This is a genomic window from Sinorhizobium arboris LMG 14919 (assembly GCF_000427465.1).
GTDB lineage: Bacteria > Pseudomonadota > Alphaproteobacteria > Rhizobiales > Rhizobiaceae > Sinorhizobium > Sinorhizobium arboris.
The window spans coordinates 1,281,356-1,298,967 of the sequence record NZ_ATYB01000014.1 but is presented as its reverse complement, the minus strand read 5'-3'; the positions used below and the strand labels follow the sequence as shown (position 1 = coordinate 1,298,967).

The window sequence follows — 17,612 nt, the reverse complement described above, 5'->3', positions numbered from 1 at the left end:
GTCGAACGCATCCGCGGATGCGCCCACCGGCGGAACGTTCCGGATGTCTCCCGGAAAATCCCATGCCTCACGTGTGGAATGGGCAGCCCCTTAGCGGCAACCGCCCGAGAAATCAAGCCCTGGCGACGCTTTTTGCTTGCAGCCGGCTCACGCCGCTTTCATTCGGCGCCGAGCCAGCACCTCGGCGCTGACATGTTCCGGAATGTCACCGATTTCGGCCATGCGCGCATCCAGCTTCGCCAGCATTTCCTCAAATACGGCCGAGTAAGCCGGCTCGTTCGCCCGGTTGCGCAGCTCGAACGGGTCCTCCTCGCAATCGAACAGCTCCCATTCCGCAGGCTCGTCACCGGAAAAGGCACCCGGCTGACCGAGCGGATCGTTATACCAGTAGATGAGTTTGTAGCGGGCGTCGCGCACGCCGTAATGTGCGAAGGCATTGTGGAACTCGTCCTTATGCATCCAGTACCGGTGGTAGGCGAGACCCTTGTCGCCCTCGTCCGCCGTGCGCTCGAGTATCGGGCGCATGCTCCTGCCCTGCATGTAACTGGGGACCGGCAGGCCGGCATAATCGAGAAAGGTCGGCGCGAAATCGACATTGGTCGCGATGTGGCCGGCTCGCGTGCCGGCTTGGATGCCGTCGGGATAGCGGATCAGGAAAGGCATCTGGAGCGATTCTTCGTACATGAAGCGCTTGTCGAACCAGCCGTGCTCCCCAAGGAAGAACCCCTGGTCGGACGTATAGATGACGATGGTGTCGTCCCGCAGGCCCTCCGCGTCGAGACAGTCGAGCAGGCGGCCGACATTGTCGTCCACGGCGGCGATGGTCTGCAGATAGCGCATCATGTAACGCTGATACTTGAAAAGGGCCAGTTTCTGCGGATCGGTGAAGAGGTAATTCTCACCGGTCGCTCCGTCGATCAGGCGCAGTTCCTCACCTTCTTCGATGTCGGGAACCTTGCGCTGCGTCCAGCCCGGCAGAAGCAGTTCGCCGGCCTCGTCGCCGCCTTCGGGCTGAACGAGGCCGAGATCCTTGTACGTCATGTCGGTGCGGATTCGCATTTTCGCGGCAGCCGCCGCTGCAGCGCGGTTGGAATAGTCGTCGGAGAATGTTTCCGGAACCTGCAATTTTCCGTCTGCATGAAGATGCCGGTCGCGCGGGTGCGGCTCGAAGCTGCGATGCGGCGCCTTGTGATGGCACATCAGGAAGAACGGCCTCTCGGGATCGCGCTTGCCGAGGAAATCGAGACACTTGTCGGTGATGATGTCGGTGGCGTATCCTTTCTCCATTCGCGACCCGTTGCGGTCGATCATCACCGGGTCGAAATAGTCGCCCTGGCCGGGCAGCACCGACCATTCGTCAAATCCCGTCGGCTCGTGCGCCTTGCCCTCGCCCAAATGCCACTTGCCGAAGATCGCCGTCTGATAACCGCCCGCGCGCAGGTGTTTCGCCACGTTGGGGAGCCGGTTGTCGATAGGGGTATCGAGCGTGGTGACCATGTTCACATGGTTGTAGGTGCCCGTCAAAATGGCGGCTCGGCTCGGCGTGCAGATCGAATTGGTGACATAGCACCGATCGAGCCGCATGCCTTCGTCGGCGATGCGGTCGATATTGGGCGTGCTGTTCAGGCCCGCGCCGTAGGCGGAAATCGCTCGCGCCGCATGGTCGTCCGACATGATGAACAGGATATTGGGCTGCTTGGTCATTCTGATCTCGATAAAGAGTGCCGGCGCGGAGTGACGCGCCGGCGGGTTGGCTTTCAGCTGCCCGCGTAGAGGTCGGCGAGATAATAGTCCTTCGGGTCGAGCGGGTTCTGCATCTTTCCGAAAGCGACGAACTGGTCGTTGAGCCCCTTCAGCCAGTTGGCCACCGTCCCATCCTTGCTGGCGGCAACGAGCTCGGCGGTGGTCAGGAACTTGCCGTTCCGGCTTTCGACTTCAAGCGGTTCGGCCGGCACTCCGAGGAACTTGGCGGTGATCTCGACCGAACGCGGCACGTCGGCAATGCGATAGTCGTTGGCCTCCTTCATCGTGGCGATGAATTTCCTGACCATATCCACGTCGCCGGCGATCACCTCATTGCGGGCGACGAAGGCCGAAGGGAAAGAGTTCCCGGGATAGAAATCGTCGCTCTTGGCGACTTCGACCAGATCCGGGACGGTCTTCTTGATGATGCCGACCAGCGGATACCAGATGCCGGCGCCGTCGATCTGCTTCGATGCAAAAGCCGAAACGACCGTCGACGGGTCCATCTTCACCACTTCTATGTCGGAAATCGTCATACCGGCCTTGGCAAGGCCGAGGCGCAACAGCATATCGCCCGACGTCCCTTCCGGAACGCCGACCTTCTTGCCTTTGAGGTCCGCGACGGAGTTGATGCCCTTCTGCGCGATGACACGATCGGACAGGCCGAGCACGTTGATGGCGACGAGTTTGGCCTTGCCGCTGGCCGGAAGCCACAGGGCGCCCGGACCGACATAACCGAAATCGAGGCTGCCCGCGCCCAACGCCTGGATCTGGATCGGACCATTGGTGAAGACCTTCAGGTCGGGTTCCAGGCCGTGTTTGGCCCACAGACCCTGGTCGGTGGCGATCGCCGTCAGGCTCGTGCCGAAATAGTCGGCGATGTAACCGACCCGTACGGACTTCGCCTCTGCGTAAGCGGCTCGCGTGGCGGCACCCAGCGCGGGGGCCGCCAGCGCGCCGGCAGCGGCAACGCGGATGAAACTGCGTCGGGTAAAAGTCACGGCATTCCTCCTCCTTGTCGTGAACTCGAACTGATCTGGGGTTTCTGGTGGTAAACGGCGTGCCAGACGCGATTGCGGATTTGCGCGAATTCAGGCGATAGCCGGATTTCTTCGGTGCGCGGATACGGCAGGTCAACGGGGATGACCTCGTGCAGGCGGCCCGGCCGCGCGGCCATCACGATGACGCGATTGGCGAGATAGACCGCCTCATCGACATCATGGGTGATGAAGATCACCGTCCGCCGCTCGCGGCTCCAGGTGTCGAGCAACTGGTCCTGCATGTTGACGCGGGTCAATGCGTCGAGCGCGCCGAAAGGCTCGTCCATGAGAAGGATCGTCGGGTTGACCGCATAGGCGCGGGCGATGGCGCAGCGCTGTCTCATGCCGCCGGACAAGGTCTTGGGCAAGGCATCGGCGAAGTCCTTCAGTCCGACGAGATCGATGAAGTGATCGGCGATGCGCCTGCGCTCGGCTGCCGGCATATGCTTGATGCGCAGGCCGAATTCGACGTTCTGACGAACCGTCAGCCACGGAAACAACGCATATTGCTGGAAGATCACGCCGCGTTCGGGCCCCGGCCCTTCGACCGGCTTGCCGTCGACCAGAACACGTCCGTCCGACACGTCCGTCAGGCCGGCCGCAATGTTCATGGCCGTCGACTTGCCGCAGCCGGACGGCCCGACCACGGTGACGAATTCACCGTCGCCGATATCCAGGCTCAGCCGGTCGAGCGCGAGGACCGAGTTCTCGCCTTCGCCGAAACGGCGCGTGACGTTCTGAAATGAAATCTTCGGCCCTGAGACCAGGGTCGGAGCGGGGGACGGAACAGCTGTCATTGCGCGCGCTCCTGCCACCGGGTCAGACGGCGGTCCGTCGCCTGGACGATGCGGTCCATGAGCAGGCCGAGAATGCCTATCGTGATGAGACTGACAAAGATGGTGGGAAGGTCGTAGTAGAGTTGCGCCTGCTGCATTCGGAAACCAAGGCCCGATTGCGCGGCGATGAGCTCGGCCGCGACGACCGTTGCCCAGGCCGACCCGAGCCCGATCCTGACGCCGACCAGAATGAATGGAATGGAGGCAGGAATGATCACGCGATAGAAAAGAACGCCGTCATTGGCCCCGAGCACGCGTGCGGCGCTGATCAACGTACGGTCGACGCTGATGACGCCCTGAAAGGTGGCGACCACGCAGGAAAGGAACGAAGCTAGAAAGATGACGAAGACCTTCGGAGCTTCGTCGATGCCCATGGTCACGATCGCGAGTGGAATGACCGCCAGGGGCGGGATCATGCGAAAGAACTGGATATAGGGCTCGATCAGTGCGCGGGCGACGCGGTACCAGCCCATCAGGAAGCCGACGGGGATGGCTGCTGCTACGCCGAGCAGAAAGCCGGCCAGCACGCGGCGAAGACTGGAGACGACGTCCAGCGGCAGCTGGCCGCTCGCGATCAGTTCCTGTGCGCGCCGGAAGACCTCGGCCGGTCCCGGCAGGACCACCAGCCCCGCCGCGGTGATGACCCACCAAACCCCTACGGCGAACGCCAGGGCGATCAGGTTCAGGACGATGGGCGCCAGCTCCGCCGGAGAAGACCCATTCCCGGCGATTTCCCCGTCTTTGGTCGTCAGAGTGCTCAATGCCGGGCTCCAGAATAGAATAGATGGTCGAGCGCGACCGCCGCACCGCCGATCGCGCCCGGCTGCGAGCCAAAGCTGGTGCGCTCAAACCGCAGGATATCGCGCATATGAGGCATGACGCGTGGCGGCAGATGTTCCCGCAGATGCGCGAACAGGCTCTCCGGCGCGTCAGCGAGATGGCCGCCGAAGACGATCAGATCGGGAGTGAGCAGACTGATGGCGATGGCGAGCGAGTCGGTCAGCCGCGAAAGCGTCGGCTCCCAGGCGTCCGTGTTCTCCACCTGCATCAGAAGGTCGGCCGGGGCAGAGCCTTCCAGCCCCAATGCGCGCATCAGAACGCGCTCGTTCACATAGCTTTCGAGACAACCGTGATTGCCGCAACTGCACTGTGGCCCGTCCTGCGAGATCTGGATGTGGCCGAGTTCGACCGCACCGTGGCCGCCGGGCCGAAACGGCACGCCATCGACCACCAGCCCTGCCCCGAGACCGGATCGCAGGTAGACGTAAAGCAATGCCGGCACATCGCGGCCGAGACCGAAGCGCGCCTCCGCGACAGCCATCGCCGTCACGTTATGCTCCAGCACCACCGGCAGGCCCGTTCGCCGCTCCAGCATGCCGGCCAGCGGCAGATTGCGCCAGCCGGTATTGATCGAGGCCAGGATGGTGCGCTGGCCGGCATCGACGGGTCCCGGCACTCCTGCTCCGACGCCGAGCAGACGGTCGAAGCCGCCGACGACCTTCAGCCTGTCGATTTCGTCGGCGATCCGGGTGGTCAAGGCTTCCGGCGATGTGTTCGGAAGACCGAATTCGAATGAAGCTGCGGCCTTTGGCGAGCCAAGGAGATTTGTGATCGCTATCTGCACGAGCCCCGCGCCGATATGCACACCGGCAACGTGATGAGCATCGGGCAAGAGTCGGATTGCCATGCCGGGGCGGCCAAGCCCGCTGCTGCCGGCCGGCTCCTCCTCGACGACAGAACCGTCGGCGAGAAGCTGCGCCGTGACATGAGTGAGTGTTGTCGCGGACAACTTGCTCCGGCGCGCGAGGACAGCTCTCGAATTGGGCCCCTCGTCGCGCAGAATGCGCAGGACCTGGCCGTGATGCAAACCCACCCTGTTCTCGTCCCTTCCGCATTATTTTCTCAACTTTAGAAAATAAGTGTGGAGCTGTCAAACCGCGGATCGCTGCCTGTGTGAACGCCGGTCCTGGTTGACTGCAGACCTCCTGAGACTTGCGAGTCTGGTCGCACCCAATGCAAGATAGCCGCTTCTTGCCTGTCTTGGGCCAAGTACTGCTTGGCTAAGGACTGCTTGGGAAAACGCTGGGAGGCTCACGATGACAAGGCAATCGAATGATAGCCTCCGCGCCGGAGATATCGAATTCAGCGCTATCACCTGCGCGTTAGAGCCGTTATTGGCGGCACATTCCATCGATAGGGCAAAGCTATCGCGGTGGGGGAGCACGGTTGCTGGCGCGGCTATGTGGCGTCGTGGAGCATAGATGACGGAAAGCTCCACTTATGGGGCTTCGTGGTTCCGGACGAAGGAATGTATGCGGAGGCGTCGGATGAGGCCAAGGCCCTGATACTTAAGGCAGCCGGCGCAACGAAGTTCCCGATTCCGGCCGATTGGTTCTCGGGGGAATTGATCGTCGGCGTGGGTGAAGGCTCACGCGGCGTCCTGCACGGATATGGCATTTTCGAAAGCTATAAGATATTCGTGATCGAAAAGGGTTCGGTACAATTCGAGCGCCAACAGAAAGAGCATCCCCTGCACATCAACTCCTGAACCTGCGACGGGCCGGATCACCCGCTCACGCCGGCCGAGTTCGAGCCGCAATGTTAGCCGGCGTCATCCACCATCCGCCCACGAATGACGCCGACCCAAGGCACCGCCCCGGTTCGCAGCGTCGCTCGTCTACTTGCACTCTTCGGTGTTGAAGACCTCGAGCTTGGCGAGTTTTCCGCTCAGGACGAAGTCCCCGTAGTCCATGGTGAGATCCCGCGTCACGCCGTTCTCGTAGAGCTTGAACGCCATGCGGTAGACGGGCAGCGCGTCGCCGTTTGCTTCGTCGTTGAAATAGGTGATCGTCACCGGCCAGTAGTTCTCGCCCGCAAGCTTTCCGGCCTTGCCGACATCCGCGTCGTCAGGAGCGGGCTTGCGCGGCTTGCCCACGAAGGTCGAGGTGATCAGCGTCTTGTCGCCCGAATCGGAACCATCGAAGATGCGCGCCTCGAAAAACGTCTCTCCCTTTTTCGCGCGCTCGATCACTTCCAGCATGTGTTCGGTCGGAAAACGGCTCGCCGCAAGGGCCACTTCGCGCTTGTCGGGCGCGGTCAGTTCGACCTTGACGCCGGATTTCTCGTCATGCGCGCTTCCGCGCACCTCCTTGTCCAGCTTCTCGTCCGTGAAGGACCGTGTGAGGAAGCGGAAATTGCCGTTCTTCATGTCCTCGTAGGTGGTGGTCTGCTGATCGGTGACGCGAACCTCTTCACCCGTATCGACCTGGGTGACGAAGCGGAAGCTGACCGTATAGCCTTCGCAGGGGGAGCCGTTGAACTCATAGACCATCCGGCCATACATGTCGGAGATGCCGGACCGCTCGGAGGCGTCCTTCAGCTCCAGATCGTAGACGGCGCGATGGGGAACGAGCGCTGTGGCCTGTGCGGCACCCGCCGTCATGACGACGACACAGACGCTTCCCAGAGTGACAAGACCGAAGCCTCTACGAAACATCCGTTTCCTCCTGTTGGACTCACCGCCAATGCGATAAACAAGCTTTCGGCAGAAACAAGGCAGATCGGTTCTGGTCCACGCCTGTCACGAGCTGCCTTGCATGCCGGATTTTAGCACAAAAGACAACAACGGAGCCTTTCCATGTCCGCAGAGATCGAAACCCGCCTCACCGAACTCGGCATCGTCCTTCCGCAGGCAGTTGCGCCTGTCGCGAACTACGTGCCTTACGTCGTCTCCGGGTCGATGCTCTACATTTCCGGGCAGTTGCCGATGGAAGACGGCAAGGTCGCCGTAACCGGCCATGTCGGCAAGGATGTCGACGTCGCCGGCGCGCAAAGAGCCGCCGAACTCTGCGCGATCAACATCCTGGCCCAGGCCAAGGCGGCTCTTGGCGATCTCGGCCGTATCCGCCGCCTCGTCAAGATCAATGGCTTCGTCGCTTCCACGCCGGATTTCGTCGAACAGCACCTGGTGATCAACGGCGCCTCGAACCTGCTTGCCAATGCGCTCGGCGAAGCGGGCAAGCACGCTCGCGCCGCTGTCGGCATGGCTTCCCTTCCCTTCAACGCGGCCGTCGAGATCGACGCCGTGATCGAAATCGCATGATCAGGGACGTCCGATGAAGGATCTTTCCTGGCTCAAGGCCCAGCCGATCGCCCATCGCGGCTTCCATGACATGAACCGCGATGTCTGGGAGAACACGCTCTCGGCCTTCGCCCGCGCGGCCGAAGCCGGCTTCGCGATCGAATGCGATCTTCAATTCGCGGCCGACAGCGTTCCGGTGGTTTTCCACGACCACGAGCTGCAGCGCCTCTGCGGGATCAAAGGCGACGTGCGGGCGAAAACGTCCGCCGAGCTCGGGCTCTTATCCATCGGCGGCACCGGGGACAAGGTGCCGACGCTCGAGCAGATGCTGCGCCTCGTCGCCGGCCGGGTCCCGCTGATCATCGAACTCAAGGGGCGGAAGGGCGACGACGAGGGCTTTGCCGCGGCCGTGCTCGAGACGCTGGAAGGCTATGAGGGACACGTCGCGCTGATGAGCTTCGACCATTGGCTGCTCAGAGACCTGAAGGAACTGAACGCGCCCTACCCCCTCGGTCTGACTGCCGAAGGCTCCAATCCGGAGACCTTCTTCGTGCACGAGGAGGCCATGCATCTCGGGCTCGATTTCATTTCGTACTACTACGGCCATATTCCAAACCCCTTCACGGAAAAGGAGCGTGCACTCGGCCGCGTGCTTATTACCTGGACGGTACGCGACAGACGGGCGCTGGAGCACACATTCGCCAATGCCGACCAAATGACCTTCGAGGGTTTCGATCCGCGGGAGACCATGATTTCCTAAGCGCATGACAGACGCGATCACTATCCGCATAGAGCATTCGTTCACGTCGATATCGCCGGCGAGCTGGGGCAGGCTTGCCGGCGCCTCGAAGGGACATGCCGGCACGCCCTACAACCCCTTCATCTCCCACGCCTATCTTTCGGCACTGGAAGAATCCGGATCGGCAACGGCGGAAACGGGCTGGCTCGGACAGCATCTTCTGATGGAGGACGCGGACGGATTCCTGCGCGGAGCGCTTGCCTGCTACGTCAAGAACCACAGTCAGGGCGAGTATGTCTTCGACCATGGATGGGCGGATGCCTTCGAGCGTGCCGGCGGCCGCTACTATCCGAAGCTGCAATGTTCCGTTCCCTTCACCCCGGCAACTGGGCCGCGGCTGCTTGCGGCCGAGGGAAGCGACCGGCAAACGGTTCGCAATGCGCTCGCGGCCGGTCTCAAGGAACTCACGCGCCGCCACGGCCTCTCCTCGGCCCACGTGACCTTCGTCCCGGCGGACGAGATGGCGGCATTGGAGCAGGCGGGTTTCCTGCACCGGATGGATCAGCAGTTCCATTTCATCAATCAGGGCTATGGATCGCATGATGACTTCCTCGCCACGCTCGCCTCGCGAAAGCGCAAGGCGCTGAAGCGAGAGCGCCGCGCGGCCGTCGAGAACGGCATAACCATCGACTGGCTGACCGGCAGCGACCTGACGGAAGAGATCTGGGACCAGTTCTTCGCCTTCTACATGGACACCGGCGGACGCAAATGGGGCCGCCCCTATCTGACCCGCGCCTTCTATTCGCTTATCGGCGAGCGCATGGCCGACGACATATTGCTGGTCATGGCCAAACGCGGCGGGCGCTACATCGCGGGCGCCATCAATTTCATCGGCGGCGATGCGCTGTATGGCCGGCACTGGGGCTGCGTCGAGGACCACCCCTTCCTGCATTTCGAAGTCTGTTACCATCAGGCGATCGATTACGCGATCGCGAAGGGATTGAAGCGCGTCGAAGCCGGCGCGCAGGGCGAGCACAAGCTTGCACGGGGCTACATGCCGGTGACGACCCATTCCGCCCATTTCATCAGTCATCCGGGGCTCGCACGCGCTGTTGCCGATTATCTGGAACGGGAGCGACGGGATGTGGAAGAAACCGGCGAGTTTCTTGCGGAGCACGGGCCTTTCCGCAAAGGTGAGCGTCAGGAAAATTGAAAGCCGCGAAGGCTTCGCCCGTCGCGCGCCAAGCAAGAGGAAACGACATGAGCACCTATGACACGAACAATATCTTCGCCAAGATATTGCGCGGCGAGATTCCTTCGCATCGCGTCTACGAGGACGAAGCCACGGTTGCATTCATGGATGTGATGCCGCAGGCGGAAGGCCACGTTCTGGTGCTGCCGAAGGCATCATCCCGCAACATTCTCGATGCGGATGTCGCCACCCTGCCCGCCTTGATCACCACCGTCCAGAAGATCGCCGTCGCCGCCAAGGCCGCTTTCGACGCCGACGGCGTCACCATCATGCAATTCAACGAGGCACCGGCCGGACAATCCGTCTTCCACCTCCACTTCCACGTCGTCCCCCGTCGGGAGGGGGTTCCGCTGAAGCCGCATTCCGGCAAGATGGAAGATGGCGAGGTGCTGGCCGCAAACGCGGAGAAGATCCGCAGGGCGCTTTAAGGCCTGTTGAGATTGGGGATTCCCGCCGCGGCTTGTTTGATTTCCTCACCCTGTGCTCGTCAAAGGGATCCAGCCAGACCAAGCCTTTGGGCTGAAAGAACTCTTCCCGCGCCGCAGATGCGGCGCTGCTCTCATCTCAGGCAAGCACAGAGAGATGGAAGAGAAGAAACTGCAGTTCCCGATCCGATACGTTTCCTTGGCCGGCACGCCCGACAACCTTGTCCGCACCGCCCTGCGCGCCGACAAAACCGATCAGACCTCCAAGAACATCAAAAACGTATTGAAAGTCAGTTAGTTATGGCAGTTTTCCATATCGACGCTTTAAGTTTCTCAAAACCTCAGCCACCAAAGGCCAGCGGCAAGGGCGGCGATTGCCGTTGCAATGCCGACGGCGGGTTTCTGGCGGGCGGCGAAAAACGCGATCGCCCCCAGCACGACGGAGCCCAGCCGAAGCCACAGCGGCGACTGCGCAAGAACTCCGGTCGGGTAAAGGATGAGCTTTGCGATGACCGCTGCGACCAGTGCCGTCGCCACGGCCCTCACCCAGTTCAGCGCCTCCGAATCGTCGCGCAGCCGATTGCCGGCGAGTACCCCCAGCCATCGCCAGATATCGGTCGCGAGCCAGCCGGCAATCGCGATGAACGCGTAGGCCCACCATCCGTCCATCCAGCTCACGCGCTCTTCTCCCGCCGCGAACGCCAGAGGCGCTCGCCCGCCCAGGCCAGCGTTCCGCCGCCAAGGCCGGCGAGCAGGATGTCGAATTCGGGTGCGATCCAGTAGCAGAGCGGCCCTGCGACGAGCCCGATGGCGAGGGCCGCGTAGACGACCGGATGGCGCGCGGAAGTCCAGATCGAGGCGAGGAAATAGACCGGCGTCAGAAAAAAGAGACAGCCGGCGACGATCGGCGGGAAATCGGCGACAAGGCGATAGACGACCCCGACCAGCGCCATGTTCGCGGCGACCAGGGTGATACCGAAGCCGGCGAAGAAGGTGGTGCGGTGCCGGCGCGGAACCGCATGCACGCGCTCCATCGCGAAGACCCAGGCGGTGATGGCGATGAAATGCGAAAGGACGAGAAGCAGCCATGTCGGCGTCTTCGGCGTCCGCAGCTCGGGGACGAGGGCGGCGACCATCGGCATCAGGCGTACCGACGAAAGGGTGACCGCCAGGAACGCCGTCGCGAGACTGGCGCCGCTGAGGATCGAGCTCACCAGAATGACCTTTGCCGGCAAGGCCCAGACGATGCCGGTCATGAAGACGACCTGCGCCGGCGGAATTCCGGCCTGAACCGTCAGCGAGCAGAAGCCCACGAAGGAGAGCATGAGGATGATGGCCGGAAGGCTGAAAATCCCGCGCGCGCCCGCCAGAAACCATGCCAGCGACGATCGTTCCTCTTCGATACGGCTTGTGGAATCCACGCGCTATGCTCCAGGCTCACAAGAAAGTGCCGGGTAACTCACCCGGCACCGTCATGTCCAGTCGCGACCGCGCTATTTCTTGCGCGGCACCTTCGGAACCGTCCGGCCCCTGAGGGGCGCCGCGTCGGAGCTGCCGCCCCTGTTGGAAGACTTGGCCGTCGTCTTCTTCGACTTGGCTTTTGCTCCCTCTCCGGCGGCGGTTACGCTCTCCTTTTCGCCTGCCTTCCTGGGTTTCGCCTTGCCGGCCGGGCGCGAGACCTCGGCCTTGGGCTTGATCGGAGCGGTTTCCGGCACTGCTTCGAGCATAAGCCCCTTCGCACCGTCTTCCTTCGTACCGATCGTAACCTTGACGACGCCGCCCTTCTTGAGCTTGCCGAAGAGTATCTCGTCCGCCAACGGCTTCTTGATGTTTTCCTGGATGACGCGTGCCAACGGCCGCGCACCCATCTTCTCGTCATAGCCCCTCTCGGCAAGCCAGGCGATCGCATCGGGCGCAAGGTCGAAGGTGACGTTGCGTTCTGCAAGCTGCGTTTCGAGCTGCATGACGAACTTCTGCACGACCTTATGGATGACCGGGGTCGGCAGCGAGTTGAACGGAATGACCGCATCCAGCCGGTTGCGGAACTCCGGCGTGAAGAGGCGATTGAGCGCCTCCACGTCCTCGCCGGTTCGCTTGGAGGAACCGAAGCCGATCGCCGCCCGAGCCATATCGGACGCGCCGGCATTGGTCGTCATGATCAGGATGACGTTCCGGAAATCGATCTTCTTGCCGTTATGGTCGGTCAGTGAACCGTGGTCCATGACCTGCAGGAGGATATTGAAGAGATCCGGATGCGCCTTTTCGATTTCGTCGAGGAGCAGCACGCTATGCGGATGCTGGTCGACGCCATCGGTCAGGAGCCCGCCCTGGTCGAAGCCGACATAACCGGGAGGCGCGCCGATCAGGCGGGAAACCGTGTGGCGTTCCATATATTCCGACATGTCGAAGCGCAGCAGCTCGACGCCGAGCGAGGTGGCGAGTTGCTTTGCCACTTCCGTCTTGCCGACGCCGGTCGGGCCCGAGAAGACGTAGCAGCCGATCGGCTTGTTGGGCTCGCGAAGGCCTGCGCGCGCCAGCTTGATCGACGAGGCGAGCGCCTCGATCGCCAGATCCTGGCCGTAAACGACGGACCGCAGCTCCTGCTCCAGATTGGCGAGCACCGCCTCGTCGTCCTTCGATACCGTCTTGGGCGGGATGCGCGCCATCGTTGCGATGGTCGCCTCGATCTCCTTTTCGGTGATCAGCTTGCGGCGTTTGCTGACGGGCACAAGCATTTGCGCGGCACCGGACTCGTCGATGACATCGATCGCCTTGTCCGGCAGCTTACGGTCGTTGATGTAGCGCGCCGAAAGCTCTACCGCCGCCTTGATGGCATCGTTGGTATATTTCAGCTGATGGTAGTCCTCGAAATAGGGCTTCAGGCCCTTCATGATCTCGATCGTATCCGCGATCGTCGGCTCGTTGACGTCGATCTTCTGGAAACGGCGAACCAGAGCCCGGTCCTTTTCGAAGAACTGGCGGTACTCCTTGTAGGTCGTCGAGCCGATGCAGCGGATTGCGCCGGACGAAAGCGCAGGCTTCAACAGGTTCGACGCGTCCATGGCGCCGCCCGACGTGGCACCGGCACCGATGACCGTATGGATTTCATCGATGAACAGCACCGCACCGGGATAGTCTTCGAGTTCCTTGACCACCTGCTTCAGGCGCTCCTCGAAGTCGCCGCGGTAGCGCGTACCGGCCAGCAGCGTTCCCATGTCGAGCGCGAAGATCGTGGCGTCCTGCAGCGCCTCCGGCACCTTCTTCTCGATGATGCGTTTGGCGAGACCTTCGGCGATCGCCGTCTTTCCCACACCCGGGTCGCCCACATAAAGCGGGTTGTTCTTGGACCTGCGGCAAAGCACCTGGATCGTGCGGTTGACTTCGGCATGACGCCCGATCAACGGATCGATCTTGCCGGACTTGGCCTTTTCATTGAGGTTCACGCAATAGGCCGTGAGCGCATCCTGCTGCTTCTTCGGGCCGGCCTCCTCGCTCTCGCGGGACGCCTTCTGTTCGGAGTCCTGATCTTCCGCGCCGCGCACCGGCCGCGCCTCGGAGCTGCCCGGTCGCTTGCCTATGCCGTGCGAGATGAAATTGACTGCGTCATAACGCGTCATCTCCTGCTCCTGGAGGAAGTAGGCAGCATGGCTTTCGCGCTCGGCGAAGATCGCCACGAGCACGTTGGCGCCCGTCACCTCCTCGCGGCCCGAAGACTGGACATGGATGACGGCACGCTGGATCACGCGCTGAAAGCCGGCCGTCGGCTTGGAATCCTCGTCGTAACCGGTGACGAGATTCGACAATTCGTTGTCGACATAATCGGTCACGGTCTTGCGAAGCGTATCGAGATTGACATTGCACGCGCCCATCACAGCCGCCGCATCGGCATCGTCGATCAATGCCAGCAGCAGGTGCTCGAGCGTCGCATATTCGTGATGGCGCTCGTTGGCAAAAGTCAGTGCCTGATGCAGCGCCTTTTCGAGGCTGGGCGAAAATGTTGGCACGTTAGATCCTCATTTCTTTTCCATGACGCATTGCAACGGATGTTGATGCTGCCTGGCGAAATCCATCACCTGCGTCACCTTGGTTTCGGCGACCTCGTAGGTAAAGACGCCGCATTCTCCAACGCCGTGGTTGTGGACATGTAGCATTATGCGGGTCGCCTCTTCGCGGTTCTTCTGGAAGAAGCGCTCAAGGATGTGAATGACGAATTCCATCGGCGTGTAATCGTCGTTCAACAGCAGGACGCGGTACAAACTCGGCTTCTTGGTCTTCGGCTTGGTGCGGGTGATGACGGACGTGCCACGACTGGGGCCGCCTCCGTCTCCTTCGCTTCCCTGCTGCATCCGGACCGGCATGGCGATCATTCTTGTTCATTCCTATAACAGCCGCGGATCCATTCGCATTCGGCCACGACGTGCTTGCCTTTATCTAATGGTTCGTTCTCGGATTTTAAGACCGAACCCACGCACTGCAATCATATTCGCACTGCGAAACACAAGATTGATCAAATTTCTTCGGCGGCGGCGGCAACTTTCACGCGTTGCGGCCGGATCAATGAACCGCAGCGCACGAATAGACGAAGGCCGGCCGCGGCATCCGCGACCGGCCTTTTCTGCAATGGCGATGAGTTGACCCCTCAGGCGGCGGCCGCCGTTTTGACCGCAGCGGTCGCCTTGGCGACCGGTGCCTCGTACGGCTTGTAAGCGTCCTTGGCGAGGTCGGCATACATTTCGCCGATCTTCGTCGCCTCGTTGAAGAAACTCTCGTAGCTTGCCTTCAGATAGTTCGTCTGAAGCTCGAACGCTGCTTCAAGGCTTTTCGCACTGGTAAGCTTTTCGAGATGGGCAACGCCGTCCTCGAAGGATTTCTTCGAATAGTCGGCTGCTTCGGTCGCGATAGCCTGGAAGCCTCTGGTCATGGCGGAGTAGCTCTTCACGGCCACGTCGAGGGCTTCCTTGCTCTTCTTGTTCGCATCGTCGAAGTTAAACATCGGGTGTCTCCTTGTGACGGCTCGGCTAGGAACGTGTTTAGTCTATGTGCACTGCACAAAAAGTCAAGTTCAGTGTGCACTGCAATAAAACACAGTTCTTGCAATGACTTGATGAACACCAGATGGCTTTTCGAAGAATGTTCCGAAAAGTACGATTTTAAAGACAGAAGACCCGACCTGATTGCTCAGCTCAGGCCGGGTTTTGCAAGGTCTGTGATTTTGGACCGGATCGAGCCGCTCTTAGAGATCGATATCGAGGATCGCCATCGAGAAATTATAGGAGAGCTCGCCGTCCTCTTCGTCCCGGAAAACGACACCGAGAAATTCGTCGCCAAGATAGACTTCAGCGGATTCGTCCTTCTTCGGGCGAGCCTTGACGACCATGGACTGGTTGAACGTGCGCTTAAGATAGGCCTCAAGCTTGCGGATTTCTTCGGGCTTCAAAACTAATCTCCGTAGCCGATTGATTTGCCGCGCTTGTTGCACGGGCCATTGCCAAGTGTAAACCCATCAGAGCGCCAAGCGTTGCCGAGGGGCGAGCAAGTGCTCGCAATATCTTGAATTGCTGCACTAATTTTTCCTGCGGCCACACCGGTACAAGCGCCTATCGGGCACCTGGGTCAGATGTCGAACGACGCCAGAATCTGATCCATTTGACGCGACGGCTCGGAACAGCCGGCTTCGCCGACGACCTTCGCCGGCACCCCGGCGACCGTCGATTTTGGAGGAACCGCTTTCAGCACGACGGAACCGGCGGCCACGCGCGAGCAATGGCCAATATGGATATTTCCGAGAATCTTGGCGCCCGCGCCGATCAGCACGCCGTTGCCGATCTTCGGATGGCGGTCGCTGCCCTCTTTGCCGGTGCCGCCAAGCGTCACGCCATGCAGGATCGAAACATTGTCGCCAATGACGGCGGTTTCGCCGACCACAAGCCCCGTCGCATGATCGAGGAAGATGCCGCGCCCGATGCGGGCGGCCGGATTGATATCAGTCTGAAAGACGCTGGAGGAGCGGCTCTGGAGATAGAGCGCAAAGTCTCTCCTGCCTCGGTTCCACAGCCAGTGAGCCAGACGGTGCGTCTGTATGGCATGGAAGCCCTTGAAGTAAAGCACGGGCTCCATGAAACGCGTGCAGGCCGGATCGCGGTCGTAAACCGCCTGGATGTCGACGCGCAGGACGGCGCCCCATTCGGGCCAGTCCTCGAGCATTTCGGCAAAGGTCTGGTGCAGAAGGCTTGCCTGAAGATCGGGATGGTCCAGCCGCTCGCAGATCCGGTAGATGACGCAATCTTCGAGGGAATGCTGATTGACAACCGTCGAATAGAGAAAGGCCGCCAGCATGGGGTCGCGCTCGGCAGCCAGACGCGCCTCTTCACGCAGGCTGTCCCAGATCGGATCGATCGCCTCGAGCGATTCCGTGTGACGAAGTTCTGTCTTGGCGACCATGGTCGCTCTCCTTCCCGGGTGGTCCCTCAGCAGGGTCGTCTTTGGCTTGTCGGTCATAGGACGGGTCGTTGTTCGAGCATATATAGGCCAATTCCCCCCCGACATAAATGGCCTGACCGGGATTTCACCTCCTGGTGGCATCGCGACCTAGGTTCGCCCGACCTCGGCAAGGAATTCCAGGGCCGCCTTTTTGAATACGCGGTCGCCGACCGCCAGCATGTGGTCGCGTCCGGGAATGTCGAGCGCGATCGCATGCGGCATCAGCGCCGCGAGTTCCTGGGCCGACCCGGCGATGTCATCCTTCGTCCCGACACCGATCAGAACCGGCACGTCTATGCGCCCGACTTCGTCGGCGGAAAGAAGGTCCCGCGAAGTCGCAATGCAGGCGGCGAGCGCCTGACGGTCGCTTTTCGTCTGATCTGCAAAGGCGCGGAACATGCGGCCGCGCTCGTGCACCACGTCTTCCAGCGAAGGCGCAAGCAATGCGTCGGCGATCGGATCCCACTCCCCCACCCCCGTTATCATGCCGATTCCGAGGCCACCCAACACGAGCGAGCGGACGCGATGCGGGTGCCGCAGCGCCAGAAAGGCGGAGATGCGCGCGCCCATCGAGTAGCCCATGACATGCGCTTCGGCGATGCCGAGATGCGCCAGAAGCGCTGCCGCATCCCCGGCCATCCGAGGCGGATGGTAGACCGACGGGTCATGCGGCTTGCTGCTTTGCCCGTGTCCGCGGTTGTCGAGCGCAATGACCCGGTATCCGGCGTCGCCGAGCGTCTTCAGCCAGCCGGGGAACACCCAGTTGACATTGGCGCTCGACGCAAAGCCGTGGATGAGCAGGATCGGGTCTCCCGAAGGGTCACCTTCGTCGAAGTAAGCGATTTCCAGTCCGTCATGCGTGAAGCGGGAAAATGTCGGAGGGTTCAGGTCCATCTGGTCTTCCTGGTATTGTCCTGTCGGCGCGGACGTTAGTGGCTAAAGCAACGGCCGAAAACCCCGGCGGTCCAAAAACCACAAGGCCGGCATGTTTGCCGCTACACATTTTCACCAAAGCT

Annotated in this window: 20 protein-coding genes; 6 read left to right on the top strand and 14 right to left on the bottom strand. The window is 61.4% G+C overall.

What is annotated here, in order from left to right; all coding sequences use genetic code 11:
• Positions 1 to 147: 147 nt before the first annotated feature.
• From SINAR_RS0117460 to SINAR_RS0117440, 5 genes are read right to left on the bottom strand one after another with little or no spacing between them, the layout of a single operon-like run.
• Positions 148 to 1,704, bottom strand: coding sequence for a sulfatase family protein (locus tag SINAR_RS0117460; protein WP_028000276.1), 1,557 nt, complete (start codon positions 1,702 to 1,704; stop codon positions 148 to 150).
• 53 nt (positions 1,705 to 1,757) lie between these two features.
• Positions 1,758 to 2,744: an aliphatic sulfonate ABC transporter substrate-binding protein gene (locus SINAR_RS0117455; RefSeq protein ID WP_028000275.1), complete on the bottom strand. Its 987-nt coding sequence runs from the start codon at positions 2,742 to 2,744 to the stop codon at positions 1,758 to 1,760.
• On the bottom strand, positions 2,741 to 3,580 hold the full coding sequence (locus SINAR_RS0117450) for an ABC transporter ATP-binding protein (RefSeq protein ID WP_050577515.1): 840 nt from the start codon (positions 3,578 to 3,580) through the stop codon (positions 2,741 to 2,743). Before SINAR_RS0117450 ends, SINAR_RS0117455 begins: the two co-directional genes overlap by 4 nt.
• Positions 3,577 to 4,320 carry an ABC transporter permease gene (locus SINAR_RS0117445; protein WP_167333613.1) on the bottom strand — a complete coding sequence of 248 codons (744 nt, stop codon included), beginning with the start codon at positions 4,318 to 4,320 and terminating at the stop codon, positions 3,577 to 3,579. Before SINAR_RS0117445 ends, SINAR_RS0117450 begins: the two co-directional genes overlap by 4 nt.
• Before the next feature lie 56 nt (positions 4,321 to 4,376).
• Positions 4,377 to 5,492 (bottom strand): ROK family transcriptional regulator, encoded by a 1,116-nt coding sequence (locus SINAR_RS0117440; RefSeq protein ID WP_028000272.1) that lies wholly within the window; start codon positions 5,490 to 5,492, stop codon positions 4,377 to 4,379.
• Between the two features lie 435 nt (positions 5,493 to 5,927).
• Between SINAR_RS0117440 and SINAR_RS0117435 the strand changes: the two genes are divergently transcribed.
• Positions 5,928 to 6,167, top strand: coding sequence for a hypothetical protein (locus SINAR_RS0117435; protein WP_028000271.1), 240 nt, complete (start codon positions 5,928 to 5,930; stop codon positions 6,165 to 6,167).
• Between the two features lie 129 nt (positions 6,168 to 6,296).
• Here SINAR_RS0117435 and SINAR_RS0117430 read toward each other — a convergent pair whose 3' ends face one another.
• A complete protein-coding gene (locus tag SINAR_RS0117430) occupies positions 6,297 to 7,115 on the bottom strand; it encodes a cell envelope integrity EipB family protein (RefSeq protein WP_028000270.1) in 819 nt (272 codons plus the stop codon).
• Positions 7,116 to 7,256: 141 nt separating this feature from the next.
• On the opposite strand from SINAR_RS0117430, the gene SINAR_RS0117425 reads away from it, so the two are divergent.
• The 5 genes from SINAR_RS0117425 to SINAR_RS1000000137200 all read left to right on the top strand — a co-directional run bounded on the left by SINAR_RS0117425 (position 7,257) and on the right by SINAR_RS1000000137200 (position 10,414).
• Positions 7,257 to 7,721 (top strand): RidA family protein, encoded by a 465-nt coding sequence (locus tag SINAR_RS0117425; RefSeq protein ID WP_028000269.1) that lies wholly within the window; start codon positions 7,257 to 7,259, stop codon positions 7,719 to 7,721.
• 13 nt (positions 7,722 to 7,734) lie between these two features.
• Positions 7,735 to 8,460 (top strand): glycerophosphodiester phosphodiesterase, encoded by a 726-nt coding sequence (locus SINAR_RS0117420; RefSeq protein ID WP_028000268.1) that lies wholly within the window; start codon positions 7,735 to 7,737, stop codon positions 8,458 to 8,460.
• Positions 8,461 to 8,464: 4 nt separating this feature from the next.
• Complete coding sequence (locus SINAR_RS0117415) at positions 8,465 to 9,652, top strand: GNAT family N-acetyltransferase (protein ID WP_028000267.1); 1,188 nt, start codon at positions 8,465 to 8,467, stop codon at positions 9,650 to 9,652.
• Between the two features lie 47 nt (positions 9,653 to 9,699).
• Positions 9,700 to 10,119 (top strand): HIT family protein, encoded by a 420-nt coding sequence (locus tag SINAR_RS0117410; RefSeq protein ID WP_028000266.1) that lies wholly within the window; start codon positions 9,700 to 9,702, stop codon positions 10,117 to 10,119.
• 154 nt (positions 10,120 to 10,273) lie between these two features.
• Complete coding sequence (locus SINAR_RS1000000137200; protein ID WP_158500199.1) at positions 10,274 to 10,414, top strand: hypothetical protein; 141 nt, start codon at positions 10,274 to 10,276, stop codon at positions 10,412 to 10,414.
• A 35-nt stretch (positions 10,415 to 10,449) separates the two neighbouring features.
• Here SINAR_RS1000000137200 and SINAR_RS0117400 read toward each other — a convergent pair whose 3' ends face one another.
• The 8 genes from SINAR_RS0117400 to SINAR_RS0117365 form a co-directional block, all read right to left on the bottom strand.
• Positions 10,450 to 10,785, bottom strand: a complete 336-nt coding sequence (locus SINAR_RS0117400; RefSeq protein WP_084617487.1) for an AzlD domain-containing protein — start codon at positions 10,783 to 10,785, stop codon at positions 10,450 to 10,452.
• Between the two features lie 5 nt (positions 10,786 to 10,790).
• Positions 10,791 to 11,537 (bottom strand): AzlC family ABC transporter permease, encoded by a 747-nt coding sequence (locus SINAR_RS0117395; RefSeq protein ID WP_028000265.1) that lies wholly within the window; start codon positions 11,535 to 11,537, stop codon positions 10,791 to 10,793.
• 72 nt (positions 11,538 to 11,609) lie between these two features.
• Positions 11,610 to 14,120, bottom strand: coding sequence for an ATP-dependent Clp protease ATP-binding subunit ClpA (gene clpA, locus SINAR_RS0117390; RefSeq protein WP_028000264.1), 2,511 nt, complete (start codon positions 14,118 to 14,120; stop codon positions 11,610 to 11,612).
• A gap of 9 nt (positions 14,121 to 14,129) precedes the next feature.
• The gene (clpS, locus tag SINAR_RS0117385) at positions 14,130 to 14,483 is read right to left on the bottom strand and encodes an ATP-dependent Clp protease adapter ClpS (protein ID WP_028000263.1); all 354 of its coding nucleotides are present in this window, start codon (positions 14,481 to 14,483) and stop codon (positions 14,130 to 14,132) included.
• 272 nt (positions 14,484 to 14,755) lie between these two features.
• Positions 14,756 to 15,109: a phasin PhaP2 gene (gene phaP2 / locus SINAR_RS0117380; RefSeq protein ID WP_028000262.1), complete on the bottom strand. Its 354-nt coding sequence runs from the start codon at positions 15,107 to 15,109 to the stop codon at positions 14,756 to 14,758.
• 240 nt (positions 15,110 to 15,349) lie between these two features.
• Complete coding sequence (locus SINAR_RS0117375; RefSeq protein ID WP_003535016.1) at positions 15,350 to 15,553, bottom strand: DUF3126 family protein; 204 nt, start codon at positions 15,551 to 15,553, stop codon at positions 15,350 to 15,352.
• Between the two features lie 176 nt (positions 15,554 to 15,729).
• Positions 15,730 to 16,557 carry a serine O-acetyltransferase gene (cysE, locus tag SINAR_RS0117370; RefSeq protein WP_018097775.1) on the bottom strand — a complete coding sequence of 276 codons (828 nt, stop codon included), beginning with the start codon at positions 16,555 to 16,557 and terminating at the stop codon, positions 15,730 to 15,732.
• A gap of 147 nt (positions 16,558 to 16,704) precedes the next feature.
• Positions 16,705 to 17,490, bottom strand: coding sequence for an alpha/beta fold hydrolase (locus SINAR_RS0117365; RefSeq protein ID WP_028000261.1), 786 nt, complete (start codon positions 17,488 to 17,490; stop codon positions 16,705 to 16,707).
• Between the last annotated feature and the right edge of the window lie 122 nt (positions 17,491 to 17,612).

Coding starts and splice junctions, on each gene's coding strand:
- SINAR_RS0117400 (WP_084617487.1), bottom strand. CDS start 10,785: ATGGACGGATGGTGGGCCTACGCGTTCATCGCGATTGCCGGCTGGCTC.
- SINAR_RS0117430 (WP_028000270.1), bottom strand. CDS start 7,115: ATGTTTCGTAGAGGCTTCGGTCTTGTCACTCTGGGAAGCGTCTGTGTC.
- SINAR_RS0117365 (WP_028000261.1), bottom strand. CDS start 17,490: ATGGACCTGAACCCTCCGACATTTTCCCGCTTCACGCATGACGGACTG.
- SINAR_RS0117435 (WP_028000271.1), top strand. CDS start 5,928: ATGTATGCGGAGGCGTCGGATGAGGCCAAGGCCCTGATACTTAAGGCA.
- SINAR_RS0117460 (WP_028000276.1), bottom strand. CDS start 1,704: ATGACCAAGCAGCCCAATATCCTGTTCATCATGTCGGACGACCATGCG.
- SINAR_RS0117425 (WP_028000269.1), top strand. CDS start 7,257: ATGTCCGCAGAGATCGAAACCCGCCTCACCGAACTCGGCATCGTCCTT.
- SINAR_RS0117415 (WP_028000267.1), top strand. CDS start 8,465: ATGACAGACGCGATCACTATCCGCATAGAGCATTCGTTCACGTCGATA.
- SINAR_RS1000000137200 (WP_158500199.1), top strand. CDS start 10,274: ATGGAAGAGAAGAAACTGCAGTTCCCGATCCGATACGTTTCCTTGGCC.
- SINAR_RS0117450 (WP_050577515.1), bottom strand. CDS start 3,580: ATGACAGCTGTTCCGTCCCCCGCTCCGACCCTGGTCTCAGGGCCGAAG.
- clpS (WP_028000263.1), bottom strand. CDS start 14,483: ATGATCGCCATGCCGGTCCGGATGCAGCAGGGAAGCGAAGGAGACGGA.
- SINAR_RS0117410 (WP_028000266.1), top strand. CDS start 9,700: ATGAGCACCTATGACACGAACAATATCTTCGCCAAGATATTGCGCGGC.
- SINAR_RS0117420 (WP_028000268.1), top strand. CDS start 7,735: ATGAAGGATCTTTCCTGGCTCAAGGCCCAGCCGATCGCCCATCGCGGC.
- phaP2 (WP_028000262.1), bottom strand. CDS start 15,109: ATGTTTAACTTCGACGATGCGAACAAGAAGAGCAAGGAAGCCCTCGAC.
- cysE (WP_018097775.1), bottom strand. CDS start 16,557: ATGGTCGCCAAGACAGAACTTCGTCACACGGAATCGCTCGAGGCGATC.